Raw genomic sequence first — 24,739 nt, 5'->3', positions numbered from 1 at the left:
GCATGAAGGACAGTAAGGTCATCGTCGCCATCAACAAGGACGAGGAGGCACCGATCTTCCAGGTTGCCGACTATGGGCTCGTCGGCGACCTGTTCCAGATCGTCCCGGAACTCACGGCGGAAATTGCCAAGGTAAAGTCAAACAGCTGAGGCAAAAGGCCGGGAGCGGGATATAGTGGGTATCCCGCCCCACATGGGCTGACGGCGGCAACGGGCTAGGGTGATGGGTTTCGAGATCAAGCGCATCGGCATCATCGGTGCCGGACAGATGGGTAACGGCATCGCGCATGTGTGCGCGCTCGCCGGCTATGAGGTCATCATCAACGATCTGGAAGCCGACCGCATCAAGTCGAGTCTCGCCACCATCAACGGCAACATGACCCGGCAGGTGTCGAAGGGCCTCTACTCCGACGCCGAGAAGCAGGCGGCGCTCGGCCGCATCGGCGGCTCCGACAATGTCGGCGACCTCGCCGATGCCGATCTCGTCATCGAGGCGGCGGTGGAGAAGGAGGAGATCAAGCGCAAGATCTTCGCCACGGTCTGCCCCTATCTGAAGCCGGAGGCGATCCTCGCCACCAACACCTCGTCGATCTCGATCACAAGGCTGGCCGCCACCACCGACCGGCCGGAGCGCTTCATCGGCATCCACTTCATGAACCCGGTGCCGATCATGCAGCTCGTCGAGCTGGTGCGCGGCATCGCCACCGAGGACGAGACCTTCGAGTTGTCGAAGGGCTTCGTCACCCGGCTGAACAAGACCTATGCGGTGTCGGAGGATTTCCCGGCCTTCATGGTCAACCGCATCCTGCTGCCGATGATCAACGAGGCGATCTACACCCTCTATGAGGGCGTGGGTTCGGTCGATGCCATCGATACCGCGATGCGGCTTGGCGCCAACCATCCGATGGGGCCGCTGCAGCTGGCCGATTTCATCGGCCTCGATACCTGCCTGTCGATCATGCAGGTGCTGCATGAGGGCCTCGCCGATTCGAAGTATCGGCCCTGCCCGTTGCTGGTGAAATATGTCGAGGCCGGCTGGCTCGGCCGCAAGACCCAGCGCGGCTTCTACGATTATCGCGGCGAGAAGCCGGTCCCGACGCGCTGAAGCCGTTGCCGCGCGGCGGCTGCGCCGAGGCGGCCGCGTCCTGCCGGCGGGGCCGCGCCGGCCTGCTTTCCGCAACCGGCCTGCATATGTTTTCAAGCCCGCCACATGCCGGATCGTCGGCCGGCTGACGATCCGCAGGCTGCCGCCGGCTGGCGTCCGGGGGAATTGCGTTCGGACGCGCGGAAGAAAAAGCATCCGCCGCGTCCGACGCCGGTTCTTTCACGAACACCGGCAGGCTTTCCGAGGCGCCCTTGAGCTTGGCGGTGCCGTCGCAGGACGCTGCCTTGTCGGCGCGGCCCTCGGCGATGAAAAACCCCTAGCGGGCATCGAAGGCGCTCCGTATCGCCGCCCTGCGCTCGTCATTCCGCGCGGCGGAGAGGGTCTTCCCGGCTCGGACGGCCGCTTGTCCGGCGCCTTGCCGATGGCGTCCCTGTCCAGCGACAGCGAATCGCACGCGCGGAGACCGCCGTCTGGTCGGCGAGGCTGGTCAGCTCGACGACGTGCGAGGCGGTGAACAGGCTGCCCTCGGTCTCGCGCCGGTCGTCCCATGCGTCGTCGAGGCGGTCACTATCGCCGGTGGGGCCGCCGCGGGTGCGTGGATTGGACTGGGCGAAGGCCGGGGTGGCGGCCGACAACAGGGAAAGGCCGGGCACGGCGGTCGGGAAAGTGGCGGCCAGGAAAGCGGTGCGTGCGGCCATCATGTCACCTCGATCCATAGACGCGCGAGGTCCAGGATCAGGCGATCACGCCGTTATTGCTGCTGCGCCGGGTCGCAGATCACCCCGCCGGTCGGCGAGAAGGGCCGGCGGCGGAGCATAGGCCAGAACCGACGGCGGCCTGTAAGCGTGCCGATCGCGGTCGGCGCTGCCGGCAAGGACGGCACCCGGCCCAACCCGGCTATGTCGGCGGCGATCATCGTGCCGGTATCATTATGTGCAGGTCTTGGCGTCGTCTGCACCGACAATGCGGCGGCCGGCGCCGCGCCCAAGACAAGGCCGGGACGTGTCCTCGTCATCTGAGAAATCCTTCCGAAGCTCCTTTCGCGCCTGATAGGTACCTCCAGACCGCTCAATGCTCCGTGCCGACGCGAGTGTGGCGCCTGCGCGGCCTCATGGCCCCGGCGTGCGGCGGACCGCCGCCGGCAGGCGGGCTTCCCGGTGGCGTGAGCGGAGTGGGGATAGGCGCTCCCGCCGGCCAGACCAGTCTGGCAGCGCCGCACCTGCTGTTCGGCGTCGCCCTGCCGGCCCCATGCGGCCTCCCAAGGCTGTAGCGGCGGGTGCCGGGCCCGGTCCGCCGTGGCGGCCGGGTCTGTTCCTGCCTGTCCGTCTTCCCGCCCGCCACCGCAGGGCAGCGGCGGGCGGTCCTAGGCGAGGGGCCATTTTCAGGCGGCCGCCAGCTCCACATGGACGCCGCGGCGCAGGGAGTTGCCGACCGTCGAGACGGCAAAAGCCTGGTTGATCAAATCCTCGATATCGACGTCCCTCGGCAGCGCACTCACCTGTGCGGTGAGTCGCGCCCCGGTCGCCATGAGCGGGTCGCCGATGAAATCCACCTCGACGCTCACCGACACCTCGGTGAGGATCACACCCATGGCATGGGCGGTGTAGTGCAGATCGTTGCAGAAACAGCCGCCAATGGCGAGTGCCAGCAGCTGTCCGCCATTGAAGCCGAGGCCCGCACCTCCGGCCACCCCCACCGCCCGGTCTACCGTCACCGTATGGCCGCCGGCCCAGCCGGTCGCTGCCTGGGTGCCCGGCATGCTCCTTAGGTCGACATGTGTTGTCGCCATGGTCGCCTCCCGGTTGGTCGCCTCCGGTCGACCATGCCTGGGGCCGCCGGAAAGCGCGCCATGCTCCTCCGGTCCGGTCGATCCCGCAAGTCCTTCCCCCAGCACCTCCGCGCCGGGCCGGTGCCGGGCTCAGCCGCCCCAGCGTCCGGGCGCGTAGAAGCTCTCGGCGCGGTCGCGCTCGTTGATGGTGAAGTGGTGGTCGGCGGGGGGGTGCGCCCGCTGCTCGCAATCGAGCCGCGGGCAGATGCGGCAGCCGACCCCGATCGGCACCGCCTGGCCGGGATCGGTGAGGTCGATGCCGTCGGAATAGACCAGGCTGCCGGCATGGGCGATATGGCAGCCGAGCCCGATCGACAGATGCCGGCGCGGCGCCTGGTAGCCGTGGCCGCCGCGGGCATAGGAACGGGCGATGCAGAAATAGCGCTGCCCCTCCGGCATCTGGCTGATCTGCACGTTGATCCGCTCCGGGTGGAGAAAGGCGGAATAGACATTCCAGCGCGGGCAGGCGCCGGAATGGCGGGAGATATGGATGCCGGAGAGCGAGAAGCGCTTGGATATGTTGCCGGCTATGTCGGTGCGGATCAGGTGCAGGGGCACCCCCATCTGGCCCGGCCGCTGCAGCGTGGTCATACGCTGGCACACCTGCTCGAAGCTGGCGCGAAACCGGCGCTGTATGCGCTCGATATCGTAGCGCATCTCGCGGCAGGCCTTGAGGAACGGCTCGTAGGGCATGATCAGTGCGCCGGCAAAATAGGAGGCCAGCGCGTTGCGCGCCACCACCGGCGCGTCGGCCGGCAGGTCGCTGTCCTCGATCAGCTTGTCGATCTGCGCCCCGGCGGCGAACAGGCCGATCTGGTGCGCCACCGCGAAGGCGGCCGAGGCCGGCTCCAGCACCTCGGCGGTGAGGATTTCGCGCCGTTCCGGGTCGTAGCGGCGGGCGATGCCGGCCGGCAGGTTGGCGGTGCGCCAGTTCAGCCCGAACACGTTGAACAGGTAGTTGCGCAGGCCGTAATCCAGCGAATCCGGTTCGGCATCGATGTCGGTGCGCACCCGCTCGGCCGCCGCCTCCAGCGTCGGGAAGTGGTTGGCATTGGTCTGGACGAAGTCGGAGACCGCGTCGGTGGCCGGATGCCCGCCCGAGCCCTGCGCGACCGCGGTCGCCGCGCCCGCCAGCGGCCCGGCCGGCTCGGCGGTGCCGCCGGCCCGTGCCCCGCGCAGCGCCCGGTAGCGGTCGTAGAGCCGCACCACCGCCCGGCCGATCGCCGGGTTGGAATTGGCGAGGTCGCGCACATCCTGGTTGGTCAGGGTGTTGTCGGCGAACACCTCGTCGCCGAACAGCTCCATCAGGTCGCCGAGCAGCCGGGTCTCGTCGTTCTCCACCAGTTCGCCCGGCTCGATGCCGAAGAAGCTGGCCAGCTTCAGCAGCAGCGGCACGGTGATGCGCCGGCGGTTGTGCTCGATGAGGTTGAGGTAGCTCGCCGAGATGCCGAGCGCGCTCGCCAGCTCGGCCTGCGAGACGCCGCGCTGGCGCCTCAGCCGCTGTATGCGCCCGCCAACCTGGGGATCGTCCGCCGCCATTCCGCTTTGCTCGCTTTACAATCCGCGCTGAAGAACTTTACAGGCATTTTCAGCTTAACACCATGATTTTCTTATATATCTTGCTTTGCGGTGTCGAGTGGTCAAATCTTTACATCAGCCAACACGGAGCGCGACCATGTCGACCCACCAGCACCGCCACCCCAAGCCGCACGCCGACCGCGACGAGTTCATCACCATCATCGGCCAGGATGCCGACGAAGTGAGCCGCGTCTATGCCAAGGACGGCCTCGCGGCCAAGGGCTTCTCCATCCTGCACCGCATGGGGCGTCACAGCTTCCGCCTGCCGGAAGGCTCGCCGCTCGCGGCGCATATCGGCGAAGAGGCGGGCATGCGGCCGATGGTGGCCGCCACCTATATGCGCCGCGCCGGCAGCTGAGGTGCGGGCGCGAAACGCCGGGCGGTCCGCTTAAACGGCGCCCCGGTGCACCAGCGGAACGGCCGATGTCCGTTCCGCCGCGCCGCCCGGCCTGCCCGCGCCCACACCTTCCGTCCCAACGCCTTCCGCATCGACATCTGTAAAGGCTTTACCGAGGATATCATGCTCGACACCGCCCGCCCGACCCCCGACCGGAATTCGCCCGGCCAGCCCTTCTCCGCGCCGCACTGGGCGCCGGATCGCTGGGCCGGCATCGCCCGCACCTTCACCCCGGCCGATGTGGAAAAGCTCGCCGGCTCGATCCGCGTCGAGCACACGCTGGCCCAGCACGGCGCCCGCCGGCTGTGGGAGCTGCTGAATGAGCGCGATTTCCTGCCCACCTTCGGCGCCTATACCGGCAACCAGGCGGTGCAGCAGGTGAAGGGCGGGCTTGAGGCGATCTATCTCTCCGGCTGGCAGGTCGCCGCCGACGGCAATTCGTCGGGCGACATGTACCCGGACCAGAGCCTCTACCCGGTGGACAGCGTGCCGGCGGTGGTCCGCCGCATCAACAAGGCGCTGATGCGCGCCGACCAGATCCAGACGCTGGAGCGTCACGAGGGTAAGTCGGACGCCAGGACCGATTACCTCGTGCCGATCATCGCCGATGCCGAGGCCGGCTTTGGCGGTCAGCTCAACGCCTATGAGCTGACCAAGGCGCTCATCGAGGCCGGCGCGGCGTCGGTGCATTTCGAGGACCAGCTGGCGTCGGAGAAGAAGTGCGGCCATCTCGGCGGCAAGGTGCTGGTGCCCACCCGCACCTTCATCCGCACCCTGAACGCCGCCCGCCTTGCCGCCGACGTGCTCGGCGTGCCCACCGTGATCATGGCCCGCACCGATGCTGAGGCGGCGCGGCTGATCACCTCGGACATCGACGAGACCGATGCGCCGTTCATCACCGGCGAGCGCACGGCGGAAGGCTTCTACCGGCTGAAGGGCGGCTTCGAGGCCGGCATCGCCCGCGCCGTCGCCTACGCTCCCTATGCCGATCTGCTCTGGTGCGAGACCTCGACCCCGAGCCTCGATGACGCCCGCCGCTTCGCCGAGGGGGTGCACAAGGTCCATCCCGGCAAGATGCTGGCCTATAATTGCTCGCCTTCGTTCAACTGGGCGAAGTACATGGACCGGGCGGCGATGAAGCGCTTCCAGGCCGAACTGGGTGCGATGGGCTACAAATACCAGTTCATCACCCTGGCCGGCTTCCACTCGGTGAGCTTCACCACCTTCGATCTCGCCCGCCGCTACAAGCAGGATGGCATGGCCGCCTATTCGGAGCTGCAGGAGGCGGAATTCGCCGCCGAGGCTGAGGGATTCACCGCCACGCGCCACCAGCGCGAGGTCGGCACCTCCTATTTCGACGCCATCGCCACTGCCTTGACCGCCGGCATGAGCGCCACCACGGCGATGCAGGACTCGACCGAGACGGCGCAGTTCTGAGGCGGTTCTCTTTGGGGGCGGCCGGTTGCGTCGGCCGTCTACTTGCCCTCTCCGGCTGCCCCGCCGGGGAGGGTTTTTCGCGTCGGCCGGGCAGGACCCGCGACCGGCCGGCTCCCTCGCCGCTCGCCATGCTTTCCCGGCCATGCTTCCGGCGGCCGTCCACCTCGCCAATCTCCCGGCACGGTCCTCCGTCCGGGATGACGTCGCTGCCCGTCGCGAGAAGCATCCCCACACCGTTACGCCCTCGGGTGTTCCGATGGCTCCCTCTCCCCGTGGGGGAGAGGGGTGGGGTGAGGGGGGTGGGAGCGAGCGAAAGGTCTTCTACGCGCAGCCGGCCAAGACTCGGCGGGCCGGCCATTATGCTCCTTGCCGCCCCACCACCAGCGCCGCCGCTGCTCTGGCTGGCCGGCCGTCGATGGCGGCGAGCCCGAGCGCGATCAGCGCGAAGCCGATGAGCTCGCGCGGCTCCAGCGCTTCGCCCAGCACCAGGGCCCCGAGCAGCACCGCGCTCACCGGCACCAGGAACGTCACCAGCGAGATGTTGGTGGCGCCGTTCCGCCCGAGAATGCGGAAGAAGATGATGTAGGCGATGCCGGTGGACAGCACGCCGAGCCCGATGAGCGCGCCGATGACATGCGGCGAGGGCAGCGGCAGCCGCCACGGCGCGTCGAGCATCAGCACCGCCGGCAGCAGCAGCAGGCTCGACATGGTGAGCTGCGTCGCCGCCACGCCCAGCGGCGGCAGGCCGCGAAAACGCCTGCCATAGACGGCGCTCAAGCCATAGGACATCGTGGCGCCGATGGCGGCGATCTGCGCCGGCAATTCATGGCCGCCGAGCCGCCCCAGCAGCGCCGGGCCCATCATCACCGCCACGCCGCCAAAGCCGAGCAGCACCCCGACCAGGCGGCCGGCGGTCAGCTTCTCGTCGCGGGTGAAGGCCTGCGCCACCAGCACGGTGAACAGCGGCGTCGCGGCGTTGAGGATGGCGGAGAGCCCGCTCGGTATGTGCTGCTGCGACCAGGCGATGAGCGAGAACGGAATGACGTTGTTGAGCAGCGCCATCACCGCCATGGCGCCGACCAGCGGCAGGCTGAGCGGCATCGAGATGCCGCGCAGCCGGGCGATCAGCCACACCACCGTGGCGCCGATGGCGACGCGGCTCAGCACCATGGTCAGCGGCGGGATCTCGGCGATGGCGATCTTGCCGAAGAAGAACGAGCCGCCCCAGATCATCGAGAGCAGCACCAGCAGGCCCCAGTCGAGCGCTCCCATCGGCACGACTCCGGGCGGCGGGGTTCCGGGGCGGGCGGTCGGGCGGGACATCGGGCTCTCCGGGCGCGCGAAGCGGCGCTGTCGGCACGGGCTGGCGGACGATCGCAGCCATCAGGGCGCCGGAAATATCAGCCGGCCGGTGGCGGCGCCACCCGTTTCCGGTGACGATCGTCACCCGGCGGATCCGGCCGGGGTCACCCGGCGTCTCAGCGCGGCGGCGCCTGCATGAATTTCGCCAGGAAATCCGCCAGCCAGCCCGGCCATTCGGCGCTGGGCGTGCCGGGTCGGCCCATGCCGAAGCCATGGCCGCCGCGCGCCAGCATGTGCAGCTCGGCCGGCACGCCGGCGCGCGCGCACGCCGCGGCCATCAGCGGCGCCTGCCGCGGGTCGCTGATCGGGTCGTCGGCGGCCTGCACCAGCAAGGTCGGCGGGTAGCTCGCCTCGACATAGGTCTCGGCCGACCATGCCGCCGCCAGCTGCGGCGAGGGATCCCGCCCGACCAGCAGGCGCTGCGCCGAAGTGGCGCGAAGCGCGGGACTGAGGCTCAGCACCGGATAGACCAGCGCCGCGACATCCGCCCGCGCCGGCGCGGTGTCCGCCGCGTCGACGGCCGCATAGTCGCCCATCGGTGCGGGGCCGGCGGCGAGCGCCAGCAGATGCGCTCCGGCCGAGAAGCCGAGCACGCCGACCCGGCGGATGTCCGGCAGCACCGCGCCGGCATTGAACAGCCTGAGCGCCCGCCGCGCATCCTGCAGCGGTGCCGCCGGCCCGGCACCCCAGCCCTCGCCGGGCAGCCGATAGTCGAGCACCGCCGCCGCATGGCCGTGCGCGGCCAGCCAGCGTGCCGCCGGCAGTGCCTCCTTGCCGTCCTCGATCCGACGGTAGCCGCCGCCGGAGGCGACCAGCACCGCCGTGTCGGTGGGGCGCTCGGGCAGGAACAGCGTCAGGCTTGGGCGCGCGATGTTGTCGAGCGCGCCGCGGCGGTTGCTCACGGGTGCCCCGCCCCGGCTGTCATCTTGCGGCCCGCCGCCGCCTGGCGGCGCCTCCGGCCATAGCGGCATCATCCGTGGCGCCGGCATCGCCCGCGCCGCCAATCCGCCGCCAGCACTGCCGCCCGCCAAAACCGCCAGCAGGCCGAGGAGGTCGCGCCGGTTCACCGCCGGGCGCCCGGCCGGTCAGGGGTTGGCATAGGCCGCCTTGGCCGCGTCGATCAGCGCCAGCGCCTGCGGGCTCGCCCATTCCGCCGGCCCGGCGATATGGCCGATCTCGCAGCCCTCGGCATCGATGAGCATGGTGGTCGGCAGGCCGAAGCCGCGCCCGACCGCCCGCAGGTCCTGGAAGGCTTTCGCCTTGGGGTCGGTATAGAGCGCGAGATGGCGGATCCCGGTCTCCTCGTAGAACCGCTTCGGCTTGTCGCCGTCGCGGGTGTCGATATTGATGGCGACCACCTCGAAGCCGGCGCCGCCGCGCTCGGCCTGCAACTTGTCGAGCGCCGGCATCTCGGTGCGGCAGGGCACGCACCAGGTCGCCCAGATGTTGACCAGCCGCAGCCCGTCGCCGCCGATAGTAGCCAGCCGTGCCTGGCTACCGTCGGGGGCGATCACCGCGAGGTCGGGAATGCGGGTCGGCTTCAGCGTCGGGGCGAAGGCGGCGAGCTCTCCCGTGGCGAGGTCGGTGAGCTTGCGCGCCGCCTCGCTGGCCCGGCTGCACTGACCGGCCTCGCCGGACGCCGGGCTGGCCTGATCGTACACCTCACCGGCCTGTGCGGCTGGCGGGTTGGCGGGTCCGGTGGCGAGCACCGGCGCGTCGGCGTTGCGCAGCCCCCCTCCGATCCCGTATACGCCTGCGAGCCCGGCGGCGGCGCCCAGAACAACGGCGAGCGCGGCATAAAGGGCAAGCCGTCCGCCCTTCCCGCGACCGGTTCCACGCCCCTTGGTCGAGGGGGCCGGATCGATGGGGTCGGATGGTTCGGTCATGGCCGTCCTCGCGGAGAAAAAGTCAGCATGAGCAACAAGATGTGGGGTGGCCGGTTCGAGACCGGACCGGACGCGATCATGGAGGAGATCAACGCCTCCATCGGGTTCGACCAGCGTCTATACGCGCAGGACATCGCCGGCTCCAAGGCGCATGCCGCCATGCTGGCCGCGCAGGGGATCATCACCGCCTCTGATGCCGAAAAGATCGCCGAGGGTCTAGACACGATCCTGTCAGAGATCGAGGCGGGCAGTTTCACCTTCCAGCGTTCGCTGGAAGACATTCATATGAATGTGGAATCCCGGCTGGCCACCCTGCTCGGCGCCCCCGCCGGCCGCCTGCACACCGCCCGCTCGCGCAACGATCAGGTGGCGACCGACTTCCGGCTCTATGTCCGCGACACCGTCGATACGCTTGATACGCAGATTGCCGATCTGCAACAAGCCCTTAGCGAGAAGGCGCTGGAGCATGCCGGCACGGTGATGCCCGGCTTCACCCATCTGCAGACTGCGCAGCCGGTGACCTTCGGCCATCATCTGCTCGCCTATGTCGAGATGCTCGGGCGCGACCGCGGCCGCCTCCGCGATGCCCGTGCGCGGCTCAATGAATGCCCGCTCGGCGCCGCGGCGCTGGCCGGCACGTCGTTTCCGATCGACCGTTTCGCCACCGCTTTGAGCCTCGGCTTCGACCGGCCGACTGCCAACTCGCTCGATTCGGTTTCCGACCGCGACTTCGTGCTGGAGACGCTGGCGGCGGCGTCGATCTGCGCCATGCATCTCACTCGTTTTGCTGAGGAAATCGTCATCTGGACCTCGCCGCTGGTGGGTCTCCTCAAGCTGTCCGACCGCTTCACCACCGGCTCCTCGATCATGCCGCAGAAGCGCAACCCGGATGCCGCCGAGCTGGTGCGGGCCAAGATCGGCCGCATCGCCGGGGCCTTCTCGGGCCTGCTGATGGTGATGAAGGGCCTGCCGCTCGCCTATGCCAAGGACATGCAGGAAGACAAGGAAGGCGCGTTCGACGCCCTCGGCACCCTGTCGCTTATGGTCGCCGCGACCGCCGGCATGGTGCGTGACATGGTGCCGGACGAGGCGAAGATGAAGGCGGCGGCCGGTTCAGGCTATTCCACCGCCACCGATCTCGCCGACTGGCTGGTGCGGGTGCTCGGCCTGCCGTTCCGCGAGGCGCACCACGTCACCGGCCGCATCGTCGCGCTGGCGAGCGGAAAAGGCGTGGCCTTGCATAAGCTTAGCCTTGAGGAAATGCAGTCGGCCGAGCCGCGCATCACCGCCGAGGTGTTCGGCGTGCTGTCGGTGTCGAAGTCGGTGGCAAGCCGCGTTTCCTATGGCGGCACCGCGCCGAAGAACGTCCGCGCCCAGGCCAAGCGCTGGCTGAAGCGGCTGGCTAAGGGGTGACGGTATTTTCCTCTCCCCGTCGGGGAGAGGTGGCCCGCCCTCGGTCTCGCCTTTGGCGCGCCCAAGGACAGGCTGAGCGGGTCGGTGAGAGGCGACGCGATTGCGGAGCCAAAGAAGACCCCTGACCCCAGCCCTCTCCCCGATGGGGAGAGGGAGCTGCGTCATTTCGATTTTCCTAGCAGCCGCAGCGCGTTGGCCGTCACCAGCACGGTCGCGCCGGTATCGGCGAGGATCGCCGGCCACAGGCCGGTGATGCCGACGATGGTGGTGACGAGGAAAAACGCCTTCAATCCCAAGGCAATGCCGATATTCTGGCGAATATTGGCCATGGTCCGCCGCGACAGCTCGATCATCGCGCCGACATCGGCGACGCGGCCATGCAGCACTGCGGCGTCGGCGGTCTCCAGCGCCACATCGGTGCCGCCGCCCATGGCGATGCCGACATCGGCGGTGGCCAGAGCCGGCGCGTCGTTGATGCCGTCGCCCACCTTGGCGACCGTCAGCCCCTGCGCCTTCAACTCGCCGACGATTCGCTGCTTGTCCGCCGGCATCAGCTGGGCACGCACCTCGATGCCAAGGTCGCGGCCGACCGCCTCGGCCGTGCGGGCATTGTCGCCGGTCAGCATCACCGTGCGAATGCCCTGATCCTTCAATGCCTTGAGTGCCGCTCCCGCATCGGCGCGCGGCTCGTCGCGCATGGCGAGGAAGCCGAGGGCGGCGCCGTCCACCACCAGCACCGCGACGGTTTTTCCTTCGGCGTTCAGCGCCTCGATGGCGGCGAGGCGTTCCGCCGTCAGGGTCGCCCGCTTGCTCGCCGCTGCCGGTGAGCCGAGGAACAGCGAACGGCCATCGACGGTGCCGGTCACGCCCTCGCCGCTGATGGCGCCGGCCTGCTGGGCGGTGGAGAGCGGGATCCCGCGCGCCTCGGCGGCGGCGAGGATCGCCACGGCCAGCGGATGCGTCGAGCCGGCCTCCAAGGCGCCGGCAAGGCGCAGCACCTCGCCTTCGCCATCGGAAAACGCAACCACATCCGTCACTTGCGGCTTGCCTTCGGTGAGGGTGCCGGTCTTGTCGAAAGCGACGGCATTCACCTCGCGCAGCTTCTCCAGCACCGCGCCGCCCTTGATGAGCAGGCCGCGCTTGGCGCCGGCGGCGAGAGCGGCGGCGATGGCGGCCGGGGTGGAGATCACCAGCGCGCAAGGGCAGCCGATCAGCAGGATGGCGAGGCCCTTATAGATCCACTCGTCCCATGCCGCGCCGAACAGCAGCGGCGGCACCAGGGCGACCAGCGCCGCCAGCACCACGACAAAGGGGGTGTACCAGCGCGAGAAGCGGTCGATGAAGCGCTCGGTCGGCGCCTTGCTCTCCTGCGCCTCCTCCACGAGGCGCACCACGCGGGCGATGGTGTTGTCGGCACTGGTGGCGGTAGCGCGCATGGTCAGCGCCGCCTCGCCGTTCACCGTGCCGGCATAGAGCTGATCGCCGGGCGCCTTGGCGACAGGAACGCTTTCGCCGGTTACCGGCGCCTCGTTCACCGTGCTCGCACCTTCCAGTATGGCGCCGTCGGCGGGAATGCGCTCGCCGGGCCGAACCAGGATGGTATCGCCGATGGCGATGCGCTCAGCCGGAATCTCGCGGGTGCTGCCGTTCTCGACCAGGCGGGCGACCTTCGGCACCAGCGCGGTGAGGGCGCGGATGGAATCGCGGGCGCGGCCGGCGGCAACGCCTTCCAGCAACTCGCCGACCAGAAACAGGAACACCACCATTGCCGCCTCTTCCGCGGCGCCGATGATGACCGCGCCGACGGCGGCGATGGTCATCAGCATCTCGATGGAGAACGGCGTGCCCGCCAAGGCCGCCATAACCGCGCGGCGCGCCACCGGGATCAGCCCGACCAGCATGGCGATGGAGAAGATCAGGCGATCATAGTCCGGCCAGAGATGGCCGGCGGCATAGGCGAGGACCAGGGCGGCGCCGCAGGCTAGCGTCAGCCGTGCCTTGGCGCTGCGCCACCAGGAGCCGGCCTCCATCATATGCACATGGCCATCGGCCGCCACCTTGGCGGTGGCGGGTGCCGTCGCGGGTTCGCCGGAATGGCGGTGCTCGTGGTGATGATCATGGTGAGCACCGTCATCGGGATCATGCCGGTGGCCGGCATGATCGTGCCCACCATGGGCGTGGTCGTGCCCGCAGCCGCAAGCATGGTCGTGATCGTCATCATGCGGCCGAGGCGCTGTCGCTGGCTCTACCGGACGGGCCAGCGGCGCGATGCCGTAGCCCAGCCCGCTCACCCGCTTCTCCACCAGAACCAGGTCGGCGCCGCTATGCTCGACGGTCAGAGTGCCGGCGGTGACGGAGACGGCCACTTCCGAGACACCCGGCACCCGGCGCACCGCGGTGTCGATCTTGGACGCGCAGGATGCACAGTCCATGCCCTCGATGCGATAACGTTGCTTGAGCGCCGACATGCACGCCTCCTTGCTCTTCACTGGAGGCAACCACGCCTCCTTGCTCTTCACTGGAGGCAACGCTACATCCTCTAGCGACTAGAGGATCAAGAGGCGATATCGGGGATTTTTGCGATGCCCAGTCTCAGCATCGGTGCCGCGGCGGCGGCAAGCGGGGTCAAGGTTCCGACCATTCGCTACTATGAGAGCATCGATCTTCTGCCCAGCCCGCCGCGCACCGGCAGCAACCGCCGCAGCTATGACGCCGCCGATGTGCGGCGCCTGGCTTTCATCCGCCATGCGCGCGAGCTCGGCTTCGAGGTTGAGGCGATCCGCGCGTTGCTGAAGCTGCAGGACGAGCCGGACCAATCCTGCGCCGCCGCCGACGCGATCGCCCGCGACCGGCTGGCCGAGGTGGAGCATCGCATCGCCAGCCTTGAGGCGCTGCGCGCCGAACTGATTCGCATGGTGGAGGGCTGCTCGCACGGCCATGTCGGCCGCTGCCGGGTAATCGAGATTCTCGCCGATCACGGCGAGTGCCGGCACCATCAGGGCGCCGAGCCGGTCGCACTGGCCGCTCGGACCGGCAGCTGAGAGAATCGGCCGCCGGCTGCTGTGCCGGGCTTCAGCCTTCGCCGTCGGGGATATGGCCGATAAAGGGCAGCTGCCGGTAGGCGTGGGCGACGTCCATGCCATAGCCGACCACGAAATAGTCGGGGCAGGGAAAGCCGACGAAATCGGCCTCGATCTGTACCGCCCGCTTGTGCGATTTCTCCAGCAGCACGCATACCATCACGCGCCGGGCGCCGCGCGCCGCCAGAAGGTCCTTGGCGAAGGCGAGGGTGCGGCCCGATTCGAGGATATCGTCGATCAGGAGCACGTCGCGTCCCTTCACCTCGCTGTCGATGTCGCGCAGCACGGTTACGTAGCCGGCCGAGACCTGCGAATCGCGGTAGCTCGACAGGGTGATGAATTCCACCTCCGGCGCCAGGCCGGCATCATGCATGGCGCGGATCAGGTCGGCGGCAAAGACGAAGCTGCCCTTCAGCACCGCGATCACCACCAGCTTCTCCGGCTTGGCGGCGACGATCTCGTCGGCGAGCGCGCGATTGCGGGCGGCAATGGTCTCGGCGTCGAACAACACCTCGATCTTCGGCGAGGTCGCCCGCGCCCCGGTATCCGCTTCGCTCATGATGCCTCCTGATCGTCGAATTCGCTTGCGGGGTGCAGGATGGACCGGGTGATCCTCCCGCGTCCAGACGGAGATGCCGGTGGCGGGTTCCCGACAAGAATGCACACTCTATGTTAGGACAAGGCCGGCATGGTCGCCGCTGGCGGCACTTGTTCAGGTCCGAGGGATTCGCAGATTGGTTCGCTTCGAAAATGTCGGGCTGCGCTACGGCATGGGGCCCGAGGTGCTGAGGGACGTCACTTTCGGCATTCCTCCGCATTCCTTCCAGTTCCTGACCGGCCCGTCCGGTGCCGGCAAGACCACGCTGCTGCGGCTGATGTTCCTGTCGCTGCGCCCGACGCGCGGCCTCATCAACGTCTTCGGCCGCGATGTCGCCGCACTCGGGCCGGATGACGTGGCGGCGCTGCGCCAGCGCATCGGCATCGTGTTCCAGGATTTTCGCTTGCTCGACCATCTCACCACCTATGAGAACGTCGCGCTGCCGCTGCGCGTGCAGGAGCGCGAGGAGGCGAGCTATCGCGCCGAGGTGACCGAGCTGCTCGGCTGGGTCGGGCTCGGCGAGCGCATGCATGTGCTGCCGCCGGTGCTGTCGGGCGGCGAGAAGCAGCGTGCCGCCATCGCCCGCGCGCTGATCAGCCGGCCGGAGATCCTGCTTGCCGACGAGCCGACCGGCAATGTCGACCCGCGACTGGCGCGCCGGCTGTTGCGCCTCTTCGTCGAGTTGCACAAGACCGGCACCTCGGTGCTAATCGCCACCCATGACATCGCGCTGATGGACCAGTTCGACGCCCGCCGGCTGGTGATCAACCAGGGACGGCTGACCGTCTATGACTGAGGTGCATCAAATTTCCGCCCCCGATTCCGCGGCCCAGAACGGATTGTGGGCGCGGATCCGGGCATTGCTGCCTGGCGGGCGCACCGGCGAGGCCGGGGTCGGCCGGCATTCGCGCACCCCGCACGCCATCGTGCCGTCGGCGACCGTCACCGGCGGGGCGCTGGTCGCCGTCGTGGCGATCATGACCTTTCTTGCCGGCATCACCATCGGCTCGGTGGCGGCGGTTCGGTCGGTGGCATCGGAATGGACCTCCGACATCGCCCGCGAGACCACCATCCAGGTAAAACCCGGCGGAGGCCTCGATGTCGAGGCCGCGCTTGCCAAGGCGGTCAACGTCGCCAAGGCGACCTCGGGGGTTGCGGAAGCTCGCGCGCTCGATGCCAAGGAGACCGCCCGGCTGTTGGAGCCGTGGCTCGGTACGGGTCTCGATGTCTCCAGCCTGCCGGTGCCACGGCTGGTGGCGGTGACGCTGGCGCCGGATGCCGGCCCGGAGACCGCAGAGACGTTGCGCGCCGCGCTGGCGGAACAAGTGCCTTCGGCGAGCTTCGACGATCACCGGCAATGGACACAGCGCCTGTCCACCACCGCCCGCGTGGTGGTGGCGATCGGCCTCGCGGTGCTCGGCCTCGTCGCCGCCGCGACCGTGCTGTGCGTGGTGTTCGCCACCCGTGCGGCGGTGGACGCGGCGCGGCCCATCGTCGAGGTGCTGCACTTCGTCGGCGCCCGCGACGGCTTCATCGCCGCGGAGTTCCAGCATCATTTTCTTGCCGTAGGCCTCAAGGGTGGGGCACTTGGCGGTGGCATAGCGATAGCGGTGTTCTTCCTGGCCTCGACGCTTCCGCACTGGATAGGTACTGGCACGCCGGCCGATACGTTGGTCGGGGTGATGACGCTCGATCTCCGGGGCTATGGCGGCATCCTCGGGGCGTCGGTTCTGGTGGCGCTGGTCACTGCGGTGACCTCGCGCATCACCGTCTACCGGACTCTACGCGGCATCAGCTAGGTGGCTCATCCGTGACGAAGAGCGAATCAGCGTCGCTTCACCAGGAGACCGCGGCTCGCCCGAGCCGGCTTCGGCGGTTTATGACGCTCGCCACCTGCCTGCTGACATGCGCGCTGGTGCTGTTTCTCGTGGGCTTTCTGGTCTTCCTGTTCTGCATTCTCGGGCCCGCCGACCGTACCGGCCGCACAGCCGACGGCATCGTGGTTCTGACCGGCGGTGCCGATCGGGTGGCGGAGGCCGCCAATCTGCTGGCTGAGCAGCGCGGGCGGCGCCTGCTGATCACCGGGGTTCATCCCGAGACCACGCTTGTCGAGATCGGCCGCACGGTGCCGGTGGCGCAGACGGTGCTCGATTGCTGCGCCGAGCTCGGCCGTTCGGCACTCAACACCCGCGGTAATGCCATCGAGGCGGCGCAATGGGCACATCGGCTCGGCTTCCGCTCGCTCATCGTCGTCACATCGGGCTGGCATATGCCGCGCGCGCTGGTGGAGATGGAACGCGCCATGCCGGATGTCGAGCTGCTGCCCTACCCGGTCGTTGGCGTCGCGCGTCCCGGATTCTGGGGCACGCTGGCTTCCGGCAGGATGCTGATGCTGGAATATGTGAAGTATCTTGCCGCCTATGCCGGCATCCGGCCATCGCCGGCGACCACCGATGAACTGACGGCGGTCTTTCCGCCTTACTCGCCGAAATCGACCACCTGATCGTTCAGCGGCAATGCGTCTGTTTGCGGTCCGACCAGACGGCTGGCGTCGATCTTCAGCGCCCAGCCGCTCTCGAGGGCGTCATCTTCCTCGGGCGGTAGCACGCCCATGCCGGTGAAGCGGCGGAACACATAGGGCAGGCCGTCAGCATCGAGCGGCGAGGGGCCGTCCATCACGTGGAAATGCAGGTGTGGCGCCGAGGAATTGCCGGTGTTGCCCAGCAGGCCGATCACGTCGCCGGCCTTCACCTCGTCGCCGAGCTTCAGCGGTGCTCCGTTGCGTTGCAGGCTGCCACGCTGGAGATGGGCGTAGAAGACGAAGTTGCCGCCGCCAATGTCGACGACCATCATGTTGCCGCCGATATTCGCGGTGGTGATGCCCTTGGCGGGCTGGCCCGGCACCTGCTCGTCCGTCTCGTCATAGAGATTGACCACCGTGCCGCCGGCAACCGCGTGGATCGGCGTGCCATAGAATGGGTAGCTGGCGAGCGTGCCCTCGGGGCCGGTAAATAGCCGGCCGTCGTCGTCGAGCTTCACGAAATCGATGGCGAAACGCTCCGGTACGCGCAACAGGCCGTTCACCGCCATCACCGCCCCGCGATGCGAGGTGATGCTGTCGCAGCAGCCGTTCACCGCCACCCAGCCCTTGCCCCGCAGCGGCGCCTCGATCACTACCGCCGCCCTGCCGACGGCGACGGGCGCGGTGGTGAAGTCATAGCGTGCCGGAAACGGCGTATCGACCGGCATAGGTATAGGCTTGCCGTCCTTGTCGGCGCCCTGGCGGGTGGCGCCGACGCGGGTGGCGATCTGCCCGGGAAGAGGCGCCCCGTCCGGCAGCGCGACATCCATGAACAGCGTCGCCGTGGTTCCCGGGGCCAAGGTGGGGCCTTCGCCGCCGAAGCGTTGCAACATTGCCGCTAGCCGCTTGCCCTCCAATGTGGCGAGGGTCGCTCCTTCGGGCGTCACCGCTTCGACCTTGTCCACGGTGACGAAAAGCCGGCTCGAATTGGTGACGATCAATTCATAGGCGAGATGGGTGCGCCCGTCGCTGCCGCGCACCGGATGCGGCGGGGTGAGCGGTGCCACGGTGATCGAGCTCAACGTCTCGCCCTCCCGCAGCGACTGGGCGGCGGCCGGCGTCAGCTGGAGAGCGAGTGCGAGCAGAATGGCGGCAGCGGCGCGGGACATGGGATACCTCCAACCGAAGGCGCAGAGCCTCGCTCAGTATCCGGCGAACGGCAAGCAAGGCTCGGCCGCTAAGCCTCGGTCAGCTCGACGAAACGCGCCGCCCGCACGCCCGCCCGCGCCAGATCGTCGCCGCATTCGGACGAGGCGAGATAGGCGAGTTCGCGCTCGCGCGGCGTCGTAAGCGGATCGAGCGCGACAAGCTCGGCATCGACCCGGCCGGGATGGCAGTGCACCAGCACCCGGCCGCTATCGGCGGCGTCGGCGATGCTGCCCCGGAACACCTGCGCATAGGGCACCCGGTCGGAGAAATCGTAGAAGCCGCGGAAACTGTCATTAGTGGCGATGCCGCGCTGCGCTGCCTGTGCCCGCAGGCCGGTATTGAAGGCACCGACCATGACGGCCTTGGGAAATCCGATGCGTCGCCGCGCGGCGCGATGCAGCGTTTCACTGCAGGAGCGCAGCCAGGGCGAGCCGTCATAGCGGTTCGCCAGCTCCTCCATCACCACCCGCCGGATTCCCGGCAGGATATGGCAATGCTGGTGGCCGTCGAGATAATCCGGCGGAGCGCCCCAGACATCCTCGAAGGCGTCGAGCTGCGCCCTTAGTTCGGCGCGCACGGCTTCCAGCGGCAGGCTGCGGGTCAGCGCGGCGCGGGTCAGCGTGGCGATCGACGGCAGCCGTTCATTTGCGGCAAGACCTTGCGCGCTCGTAAGCGGCCGCTGGCCGGTCAGCGTAAGGTGCAATCCGACGTCGGCGGAGTGTTGCCGGACGAGGCGGGAGAGCTCGCCGCTATCCCGCCGCCATCCCGGCAGGCCGGTCATCGCGCTGGTGGCGGATAGGCGCCGCAAGGTAATCAATTCGATGATGCCTGCCGAAACGCCACTGCTTAAACCGAAGTCATCGGCACAGATTACTACGGGTGAACGTGTCGATTCCGCCACTTATTGGAGCCCTAAAAATATCGCAATTGATTTATACTTAACTATGGAATAAGCAGCAAATAAGACCGCTGCCGACTATTTGACGTCTGAGCCGGAAAGTTCCGCAGATGATTCATAGTACGCCCAAAAGCACGCTGCAGAATCGTGTGCCCCGGCTGATTTCGTTCGTCATCCCTGTGTATAACGAAGCCGCCAATCTCGAGGAGCTGCATCGGCGGCTCTGCCGGGCGCTCGACGCCTATCCGGGGTTGGTGCGCGAATTCGTCTTCGTCGACGATGGCAGCCGGGACGACAGCTTTGCGCGGGTCGCGGCGATCGGCATGAACGATGCCGGCGTGCGCGGGCTGCGCTTCGCTCGCAATTTCGGCAAGGAGGCGGCGATGGCCGCCGGCCTGCGCGCCGCCACCGGCGATGTCGTCGTGTTGATGGATTCCGATCTGCAGCATCCGCCGGAAGTGGTGCCGAAGCTGATCGAGGCATGGAGCCGCGGCGCGCAGATGGTTACTGCCGTGCGCCGCTCGCGCCGCACCGATCCGCTGGCGCGGCGGCTGTTCAGCAAGGGGTTTTACCAGTTCTTCCGGTTGATGTGCGAAGTGGACATCCCCGAGGGTGCTGGCGACTTCCGGTTGTTCGACCGTCGGGTGGTCAACGCCATCAACGCCCTGCCGGAGCGCAACCGCTTCATGAAGGGCATCACCAGCTGGGTCGGCTTCCAGCAGGCGGAGGTCGATTTCGAGGTCGCCGAGCGCACGGCCGGCGTGAGCTCCTTCAACTTCATCCGGCTGTTGCGCTATGCGGTGGATGGTCTGTCGTCCTTTTCCATGGTGCCGCTGCGCGTCTGGTCGTTGATCGGCGTCGGCCTTGCCGCGCTGTCCGCGCTCTATGGCATTTATCTGATCGGCGAGGCGCTGTTCTTGGGCGTCAAGACGCCGGGCTTTGCCAGCATCATGGTTTCGACGCTGTTTTTCTCCGGCGTGCAGCTGATCAGCCTCGGGGTGATGGGCGAATATATCGGTCGCATCTTCACGGAAGTGAAACAGCGCCCGCTTTATATCGTCGCCGACGAAGTCGGCTATGTCCCGGCTGCCTCGTTTTCCGCTCCCCTCGTTCCGCAGGTTGAGACGCAGCCGTGACAATCGCCGCCTCCCGGCCGACGCCGGCTACCCTCGCCGGCCGCCTCGGCGCGCTTGTCGTCCATGCGTGGCAGTCGCAGACGCTGACGCGCCTGTGCAGCATCGTCTTGTTCGCCGGCCTCACCGCCTGGGTGCTGGTGGTGTTCCGCGACTACGGCATCAGCAATGACGAGCCGGTGCAGCACACCTATGGCCAGCTGCTCTGGCAGTGGTACGGCAGCGGCTTCAAGGACGATCGCGCCTTCCATTACATCAACCTCTATCTCTATGGCGGGCTGTTCGACCTGATCGCCGCCGGGCTGGAGCCTTATATCAGCCTGCCGGTTTATGACCTGCGCCACCTGATCTCGGCCTGCTTCGGCCTTGCCGGACTGGTGGCGGTATGGCGCTGGACCCGGCTCCTTGCCGGCGAGAAGACCGCGATCCTCGCCGTGGCGATGCTGGCCGTCACCGGTATGTATGGCGGGGCGATGTTCACCCACACCAAGGACGTGCCCTTCGCGGCCACCATGGCGTGGAGCCTCTATTTCATTACCTGCGTCGCGGCCGCCCTGCCGGGCCTGCCAAGCTGGCGGATGGTGGCGGGTCTCGGCTTCGCCGTCGGCTGCGCGCTCGGGCTACGGGTCGGCGGCGTGTTCGCGGTGTTCTATCTCGGCCTGACGATCGCCGTTGCCGGGGCGATCCATCGCGACCTGCGACTGATCCTGCGCCTGGTGATGCGGTTGATTCCGGCCGGGCTGATCGCGGCTGCGGTGACGGCGCTTGCCTGGCCGTGGTCGATGCTGCCGCCGACCAATCTCTTCGAGGCGATGGGCGCCTTCAGCCATTTCAGCTTCGACCTGAGCACGCTGATCAACGGCCAGAACCTGCCGATCGGCGAGGTGCCGGGTACCTATATGAGCGAGTATCTGCTCATCAAGCTGCCGGATATCGCAGTCGCCGGCCTCGTCGCGGCGATACCGTTCGGCATCTTGGCCCTGTTGCGGGCCGACGCCGCCCGGCGGCGCCGGCAACTGGTCTTCCTGCCGCTGGTTCTGGCGCTGGCGGTCCCGGTCACCTTTACGTTGGCCGAGCATCCTCCGCTCTATAACGGCATCCGCCATTTCCTGTTCGTGATTCCGCCGGCGACGATCGCCGCCGCGCTCGGCATCGCGGCGCTGTGGCAGGCGGCCCTACGCCTTTCGCCGGTGCTGGCGCTGGCCACCGCCGCCACCGCCGGGTCGCTGTTCGCTTTCAATGCCGTGACCTTCGTGGCGCTGCATCCCTATGAATATGTCGGCTACAACCAATTGGTCGGCGGCCTCAAAGGTGCCGATGGCCGCTTCGAGGGCGATTACTGGTCGGCAACCATGCGAGAGGCGGCGACCGCCTTGCGCACCGGCATCGAGGCGCATCCGCCAGCCAAGCCGTACAAGGTGGCGATCTGCGCCGAGGATGGCCAGATTCAACCATTTCTCGGCCCGGATCTCGAACTGACCGAGAGCTGGGACGACGCCGATTTCCTGCTGACCGCCCGGAATGTCGGCTGCGACAATCTGGTGCCCGGCCTGACCTATCGCACCATCAGCCGGCTCGGGGTGCCGCTCGCCATGGTGGTGGATCTGCGCGCCCGCCACATGCCGATCGTCGAGCCGCTGCCCTGGGATGACGATGCCGATCCCCAGACGCCGGCCGTGTCCTTCAACGGTCCCGGCTCGGCGACCGTGGCTCGCAAGGCGCCGTGACATGGACCTCGCGGCTTCCCCTTTGATCGCCAGGCTGCGCCACTTCCTGCTGTTCGCATCGCTCGGAGCGCTGGGAACGCTGGCGCAATACGCCGTGCTGGTGATGCTGGCGAGCGGAGCGGGGATCGATCCGGTCGCGGCCTCGACCGCCGGCTTTCTCACCGGCGGAGTGGTCAACTACCTGCTCAGCCGCAGCATCGCTTTCCGCAGCGACCGGCCGCATCGGGAAGCGGCGCCGCGCTTCTTCCTGGTGGCCGGCTGCGGCCTCGTGCTCAATGCGTTGATGATGGCCGGCTTCACCCGCGGGCTCAGCCTGCCCTATCTGCCGGCCCAACTCGTTGCCACCGGTTTGCTGGTGCTCTGGCACTACGCCGGCAACCTGCTCTGGACTTTCCGGCCGGCGCGCTCCTGAACGTCGAAGTAGGGAGCGCAATGCCGGGGCTCCCCTTGTCCGTCAGTGGCAGCAGGAATTGCCCACAGAGGGGCCGGCCGTGTCGCCCTCGGGCTCGTCGCGATTGTCGCGCGAATGCGGGTTCTTCTCCGCCGGCAGGTCCATGGCGATATTGCCGGCGAAGAAGCCGTTGGGCTTCAGTGTGAAGCCGACATATTCCACCGGCATGATCGGGAAGTCCTCCGGCTTGCACATATGGGTATGGCCGAAGGAGTGCCACAGCACGAGGTCGGCATTCTCGATGTCGCGATTCTGCTGCACATAGGCCGGCAGGCCCTGTCCGCCGGCATTCACCTTGGGATAATCTCCCGAGGCGTACTTCTCCGCCGGGTCGAATGGCGTCACCCAGACGTGCTTCTTGGCGAAGCCGCCGCGCCTGGCGACGAAGGCATCGTCCTGCGCCAGCATGACCGGGGTCGGCGTCACCACCAGCTTGTAGCCCGGCGGCTTGCCGACGCTGTTCACGGTGTTCGGATTGGTCACCTTCCAGTAGCGGCCGGTGGCGCCATTGGCGAGCGCCGCGGCGTCGAGTTCGCGCTTCAGTACCTTGGTCGTGGTGTCGAAGACGTTGCCATAGGGGTTGTCGTCGCCCCAGGGGCGCGGCACGAACTCATGCTCGGTGACGGTGTTGCCGCCGCCGTCGACGTCCATGTGCAGCCGGGCGTTGAAGAAGTGCTGATGGGTTGGACCACCCAGACCCTCGTCGATCATGCCGCCCCAGGGATAGGCTTCGCCGGGCGTGACGGCAGCGGTCTGGATGATGCCGGTGAGCTTGGCTTCCAGCTGAATGGTGCCATCCTGGTAGAGATACCAGTAGAAGCCGTAATCGTAATTGCCCACCGTGGCGAAGAACGAGATCACGAGCCGCCGCGACCGGCGTACCTCATAAATGCCGTTGCGAAACTCGTAGTGCTTCCAGAGGATGCCATAGTCCTCCTCGTGCATGCAGATCGCGTTCTTCATCAGCATGGGCTGGCCGAGGTCGTCTGCTGCCGGCACGTCGAAATAATGAATGTGGCCGAGGCAGTCGCAGCCGAGTTCCAGGCAGTTGGCAAGGCGACCAAGGCCGTATTCGCCGGCATCGAACGCACTTTTCCAGTAATGGTTGGCGGTCGGGTCTGCATAGGGAACTACCATTTCGGTGACGCTGGCGCGGAAGATCACCGGCCGTAGCCGGCCTTGGTCCTGGATGCCGAGTTCATGCAGCACCAGCCCTTCGCGTGGGGTGAAGCCGAGGCGGAAGCTCCAGTTCTGCCACTCGACCTTCCAGCCGTCGACGGTGAAGCTCGGCCCTTCCGGCTGCACGATGTGCAGCGGCTTCAATCCCTTGCGGGTCTCGGGGAAGGCTTCGCGGCCGTAATTGTGCGGCTTCTTCGGGACCGGAACGATCCTTTCCTCGTCGATGAGGTGGACGATGCGGTTGGCGATGAGGTCGAACACCGCCACCACCCCTTCGATCGGGTGGGCATAGCCATTGTCGCGCGCATCGCCGCGCCAATAGGCGACGCAGCGCACGATCCGCTTGCCGCGCTCGAAGTCGCGGCCGAAATAGCCGGAGGAGAACGGGTCGATCTGGACCAGCGGGAGGTCTTCCTCCGTGATGCCGCGCCTGGCGACGGCCACGCGCCAGGCGCGGTCGGCCTTGACGATCTCCTCGGCGCGGATGAACTCCTCGAGCATGATCGGCGGCTGGCCATAGGGCGGCTCGTCGGTGGGCAGTCTGACGAAGGAGGCGACGGCTCCGGCGGAGAGGTCGATGATGGCCTCGAAGCTCTCGCCCGAGCCGATGTCGAGCATCAGCACGAAGGCGCGGCGCGGCAGTGTGGCGCCGGCGCGGAAGGCGGCCAGCTCGGCCTTTGCCGGTTCCTCCAGCCGCACCATCGGGAAACGGACGGTCTCGCCAAGGGGTTTGTCGTCCTTGAGAATGGCCACCGCCCTTGCGATCTCGTCGAGGCTCAGCGGATCGAGCGGATAGGCGAGGGCGGCGGCGATCTCGGCGTCCATGGCGAAGCTCTCTCGACTGCGAGGCGACGAGGCGATTCGTCGCCTCGCTACGGGAAGATCGGCGGGCGTGCCGGTCAGGCGCGGGGCCAGCTGGCAGATCAGGCCCGGCATGA

Annotated in this window: 23 protein-coding genes; 12 read left to right on the top strand and 11 right to left on the bottom strand. The window is 67.8% G+C overall.

Going from position 1 to position 24,739, the window contains the following annotated elements; genetic code table 11:
• Positions 1-222 precede the first annotated feature (222 nt).
• Positions 223-1,104 (top strand): 3-hydroxybutyryl-CoA dehydrogenase, encoded by an 882-nt coding sequence (locus KHC24_RS16260; protein WP_213364371.1) that lies wholly within the window; start codon positions 223-225, stop codon positions 1,102-1,104.
• A gap of 359 nt (positions 1,105-1,463) precedes the next feature.
• On the opposite strand, the gene KHC24_RS16255 is transcribed toward KHC24_RS16260, so the two are convergent.
• On the bottom strand, positions 1,464-1,805 hold the full coding sequence (locus KHC24_RS16255; RefSeq protein WP_213364370.1) for a hypothetical protein: 342 nt from the start codon (positions 1,803-1,805) through the stop codon (positions 1,464-1,466).
• Between the two features lie 144 nt (positions 1,806-1,949).
• Here KHC24_RS16255 and KHC24_RS16250 point away from each other — a divergent pair, with 144 nt between their 5' ends.
• Positions 1,950-2,123: a hypothetical protein gene (locus KHC24_RS16250; protein ID WP_213364369.1), complete on the top strand. Its 174-nt coding sequence runs from the start codon at positions 1,950-1,952 to the stop codon at positions 2,121-2,123.
• A 362-nt stretch (positions 2,124-2,485) separates the two neighbouring features.
• Here the strand turns inward: KHC24_RS16250 and KHC24_RS16245 are convergent, their stop codons facing one another.
• Complete coding sequence (locus tag KHC24_RS16245) at positions 2,486-2,893, bottom strand: OsmC family protein (protein WP_213364368.1); 408 nt, start codon at positions 2,891-2,893, stop codon at positions 2,486-2,488.
• Between the two features lie 129 nt (positions 2,894-3,022).
• Positions 3,023-4,471 carry a helix-turn-helix domain-containing protein gene (locus KHC24_RS16240; protein ID WP_213364367.1) on the bottom strand — a complete coding sequence of 483 codons (1,449 nt, stop codon included), beginning with the start codon at positions 4,469-4,471 and terminating at the stop codon, positions 3,023-3,025.
• A gap of 136 nt (positions 4,472-4,607) precedes the next feature.
• On the opposite strand from KHC24_RS16240, the gene KHC24_RS16235 reads away from it, so the two are divergent.
• Together KHC24_RS16235 and aceA are read left to right on the top strand one after the other, a co-directional pair.
• Positions 4,608-4,868, top strand: coding sequence for a hypothetical protein (locus KHC24_RS16235; RefSeq protein WP_213364366.1), 261 nt, complete (start codon positions 4,608-4,610; stop codon positions 4,866-4,868).
• 162 nt (positions 4,869-5,030) lie between these two features.
• A complete protein-coding gene (aceA, locus tag KHC24_RS16230; RefSeq protein ID WP_213364365.1) occupies positions 5,031-6,344 on the top strand; it encodes an isocitrate lyase in 1,314 nt (437 codons plus the stop codon).
• Positions 6,345-6,701: 357 nt separating this feature from the next.
• Here aceA and KHC24_RS16225 read toward each other — a convergent pair whose 3' ends face one another.
• From KHC24_RS16225 to tlpA, 3 genes are all read right to left on the bottom strand, one after another.
• Entirely contained in the window at positions 6,702-7,667 is a 966-nt protein-coding gene (locus tag KHC24_RS16225) for a DMT family transporter (RefSeq protein WP_373878568.1), read from the bottom strand.
• 155 nt (positions 7,668-7,822) lie between these two features.
• Positions 7,823-8,608: an alpha/beta hydrolase gene (locus KHC24_RS16220; protein ID WP_271180558.1), complete on the bottom strand. Its 786-nt coding sequence runs from the start codon at positions 8,606-8,608 to the stop codon at positions 7,823-7,825.
• A 183-nt stretch (positions 8,609-8,791) separates the two neighbouring features.
• On the bottom strand, positions 8,792-9,592 hold the full coding sequence (gene tlpA / locus KHC24_RS16215) for a thiol:disulfide interchange protein TlpA (RefSeq protein ID WP_213364364.1): 801 nt from the start codon (positions 9,590-9,592) through the stop codon (positions 8,792-8,794).
• 27 nt (positions 9,593-9,619) lie between these two features.
• Between tlpA and argH the strand changes: the two genes are divergently transcribed.
• A complete protein-coding gene (argH, locus tag KHC24_RS16210; protein ID WP_213364363.1) occupies positions 9,620-11,005 on the top strand; it encodes an argininosuccinate lyase in 1,386 nt (461 codons plus the stop codon).
• 161 nt (positions 11,006-11,166) lie between these two features.
• Here the strand turns inward: argH and KHC24_RS16205 are convergent, their stop codons facing one another.
• Complete coding sequence (locus tag KHC24_RS16205) at positions 11,167-13,473, bottom strand: heavy metal translocating P-type ATPase (protein WP_213364362.1); 2,307 nt, start codon at positions 13,471-13,473, stop codon at positions 11,167-11,169.
• A gap of 114 nt (positions 13,474-13,587) precedes the next feature.
• On the opposite strand from KHC24_RS16205, the gene KHC24_RS16200 reads away from it, so the two are divergent.
• Complete coding sequence (locus KHC24_RS16200) at positions 13,588-14,046, top strand: MerR family transcriptional regulator (RefSeq protein WP_213364361.1); 459 nt, start codon at positions 13,588-13,590, stop codon at positions 14,044-14,046.
• Positions 14,047-14,077: 31 nt separating this feature from the next.
• On the opposite strand, the gene hpt is transcribed toward KHC24_RS16200, so the two are convergent.
• Positions 14,078-14,644, bottom strand: coding sequence for a hypoxanthine phosphoribosyltransferase (hpt, locus tag KHC24_RS16195; RefSeq protein ID WP_213364360.1), 567 nt, complete (start codon positions 14,642-14,644; stop codon positions 14,078-14,080).
• Between the two features lie 175 nt (positions 14,645-14,819).
• Here hpt and ftsE point away from each other — a divergent pair, with 175 nt between their 5' ends.
• The 3 genes from ftsE to KHC24_RS16180 all read left to right on the top strand — a co-directional run bounded on the left by ftsE (position 14,820) and on the right by KHC24_RS16180 (position 17,186).
• Entirely contained in the window at positions 14,820-15,479 is a 660-nt protein-coding gene (ftsE, locus tag KHC24_RS16190) for a cell division ATP-binding protein FtsE (protein WP_213364359.1), read from the top strand.
• Between the two features lie 64 nt (positions 15,480-15,543).
• Positions 15,544-16,482, top strand: a complete 939-nt coding sequence (locus KHC24_RS16185; RefSeq protein WP_246547047.1) for a cell division protein FtsX — start codon at positions 15,544-15,546, stop codon at positions 16,480-16,482.
• A gap of 80 nt (positions 16,483-16,562) precedes the next feature.
• The gene (locus KHC24_RS16180; protein ID WP_213364358.1) at positions 16,563-17,186 is read left to right on the top strand and encodes a YdcF family protein; all 624 of its coding nucleotides are present in this window, start codon (positions 16,563-16,565) and stop codon (positions 17,184-17,186) included.
• Here KHC24_RS16180 and KHC24_RS16175 read toward each other — a convergent pair.
• Positions 17,162-18,373 carry a M23 family metallopeptidase gene (locus KHC24_RS16175; RefSeq protein ID WP_213364357.1) on the bottom strand — a complete coding sequence of 404 codons (1,212 nt, stop codon included), beginning with the start codon at positions 18,371-18,373 and terminating at the stop codon, positions 17,162-17,164. The two genes, KHC24_RS16180 and KHC24_RS16175, sit on opposite strands and share 25 nt — an antisense overlap.
• Before the next feature lie 68 nt (positions 18,374-18,441).
• Positions 18,442-19,314, bottom strand: coding sequence for a ChbG/HpnK family deacetylase (locus KHC24_RS16170; RefSeq protein WP_213364356.1), 873 nt, complete (start codon positions 19,312-19,314; stop codon positions 18,442-18,444).
• Positions 19,315-19,421: 107 nt separating this feature from the next.
• Here KHC24_RS16170 and KHC24_RS16165 point away from each other — a divergent pair, with 107 nt between their 5' ends.
• The 3 genes from KHC24_RS16165 to KHC24_RS16155 are packed head-to-tail and all read left to right on the top strand — an operon-like array spanning position 19,422 to position 22,583.
• On the top strand, positions 19,422-20,447 hold the full coding sequence (locus KHC24_RS16165; protein ID WP_213364355.1) for a glycosyltransferase family 2 protein: 1,026 nt from the start codon (positions 19,422-19,424) through the stop codon (positions 20,445-20,447).
• Positions 20,444-22,171 carry an ArnT family glycosyltransferase gene (locus KHC24_RS16160; protein WP_246547044.1) on the top strand — a complete coding sequence of 576 codons (1,728 nt, stop codon included), beginning with the start codon at positions 20,444-20,446 and terminating at the stop codon, positions 22,169-22,171. The genes KHC24_RS16165 and KHC24_RS16160 overlap by 4 nt, the downstream gene beginning before the upstream one ends.
• A gap of 1 nt (position 22,172) precedes the next feature.
• On the top strand, positions 22,173-22,583 hold the full coding sequence (locus KHC24_RS16155; RefSeq protein ID WP_213364354.1) for a GtrA family protein: 411 nt from the start codon (positions 22,173-22,175) through the stop codon (positions 22,581-22,583).
• Between the two features lie 42 nt (positions 22,584-22,625).
• Here the strand turns inward: KHC24_RS16155 and KHC24_RS16150 are convergent, their stop codons facing one another.
• The gene (locus tag KHC24_RS16150; protein WP_213364375.1) at positions 22,626-24,626 is read right to left on the bottom strand and encodes a primary-amine oxidase; all 2,001 of its coding nucleotides are present in this window, start codon (positions 24,624-24,626) and stop codon (positions 22,626-22,628) included.
• Positions 24,627-24,739: the final 113 nt, after the last annotated feature.

The organism is Ancylobacter defluvii, from assembly GCF_018390605.1.
Taxonomy (GTDB): Bacteria; Pseudomonadota; Alphaproteobacteria; order Rhizobiales; family Xanthobacteraceae; genus Ancylobacter; species Ancylobacter defluvii.
Note: the sequence above shows the minus strand (reverse complement) of the source record. Positions and strands in the feature narration are given on the sequence as shown.

What these genes read in the sequence shown, in the direction of transcription:
- KHC24_RS16260 (WP_213364371.1), top strand. Translation starts at nt 223, where the DNA reads ATGGGTTTCGAGATCAAGCGCATCGGCATCATCGGTGCCGGACAGATG.
- KHC24_RS16255 (WP_213364370.1), bottom strand. Translation starts at nt 1,805, where the DNA reads ATGATGGCCGCACGCACCGCTTTCCTGGCCGCCACTTTCCCGACCGCC.
- KHC24_RS16245 (WP_213364368.1), bottom strand. Translation starts at nt 2,893, where the DNA reads ATGGCGACAACACATGTCGACCTAAGGAGCATGCCGGGCACCCAGGCA.
- KHC24_RS16240 (WP_213364367.1), bottom strand. Translation starts at nt 4,471, where the DNA reads ATGGCGGCGGACGATCCCCAGGTTGGCGGGCGCATACAGCGGCTGAGG.
- KHC24_RS16235 (WP_213364366.1), top strand. Translation starts at nt 4,608, where the DNA reads ATGTCGACCCACCAGCACCGCCACCCCAAGCCGCACGCCGACCGCGAC.
- aceA (WP_213364365.1), top strand. Translation starts at nt 5,031, where the DNA reads ATGCTCGACACCGCCCGCCCGACCCCCGACCGGAATTCGCCCGGCCAG.
- KHC24_RS16225 (WP_373878568.1), bottom strand. Translation starts at nt 7,667, where the DNA reads ATGTCCCGCCCGACCGCCCGCCCCGGAACCCCGCCGCCCGGAGTCGTG.
- tlpA (WP_213364364.1), bottom strand. Translation starts at nt 9,592, where the DNA reads ATGACCGAACCATCCGACCCCATCGATCCGGCCCCCTCGACCAAGGGG.
- argH (WP_213364363.1), top strand. Translation starts at nt 9,620, where the DNA reads ATGAGCAACAAGATGTGGGGTGGCCGGTTCGAGACCGGACCGGACGCG.
- KHC24_RS16205 (WP_213364362.1), bottom strand. Translation starts at nt 13,473, where the DNA reads ATGTCGGCGCTCAAGCAACGTTATCGCATCGAGGGCATGGACTGTGCA.
- KHC24_RS16200 (WP_213364361.1), top strand. Translation starts at nt 13,588, where the DNA reads ATGCCCAGTCTCAGCATCGGTGCCGCGGCGGCGGCAAGCGGGGTCAAG.
- hpt (WP_213364360.1), bottom strand. Translation starts at nt 14,644, where the DNA reads ATGAGCGAAGCGGATACCGGGGCGCGGGCGACCTCGCCGAAGATCGAG.
- KHC24_RS16180 (WP_213364358.1), top strand. Translation starts at nt 16,563, where the DNA reads ATGACGCTCGCCACCTGCCTGCTGACATGCGCGCTGGTGCTGTTTCTC.
- KHC24_RS16175 (WP_213364357.1), bottom strand. Translation starts at nt 18,373, where the DNA reads ATGTCCCGCGCCGCTGCCGCCATTCTGCTCGCACTCGCTCTCCAGCTG.
- KHC24_RS16165 (WP_213364355.1), top strand. Translation starts at nt 19,422, where the DNA reads ATGATTCATAGTACGCCCAAAAGCACGCTGCAGAATCGTGTGCCCCGG.
- KHC24_RS16155 (WP_213364354.1), top strand. Translation starts at nt 22,173, where the DNA reads ATGGACCTCGCGGCTTCCCCTTTGATCGCCAGGCTGCGCCACTTCCTG.
- KHC24_RS16150 (WP_213364375.1), bottom strand. Translation starts at nt 24,626, where the DNA reads ATGGACGCCGAGATCGCCGCCGCCCTCGCCTATCCGCTCGATCCGCTG.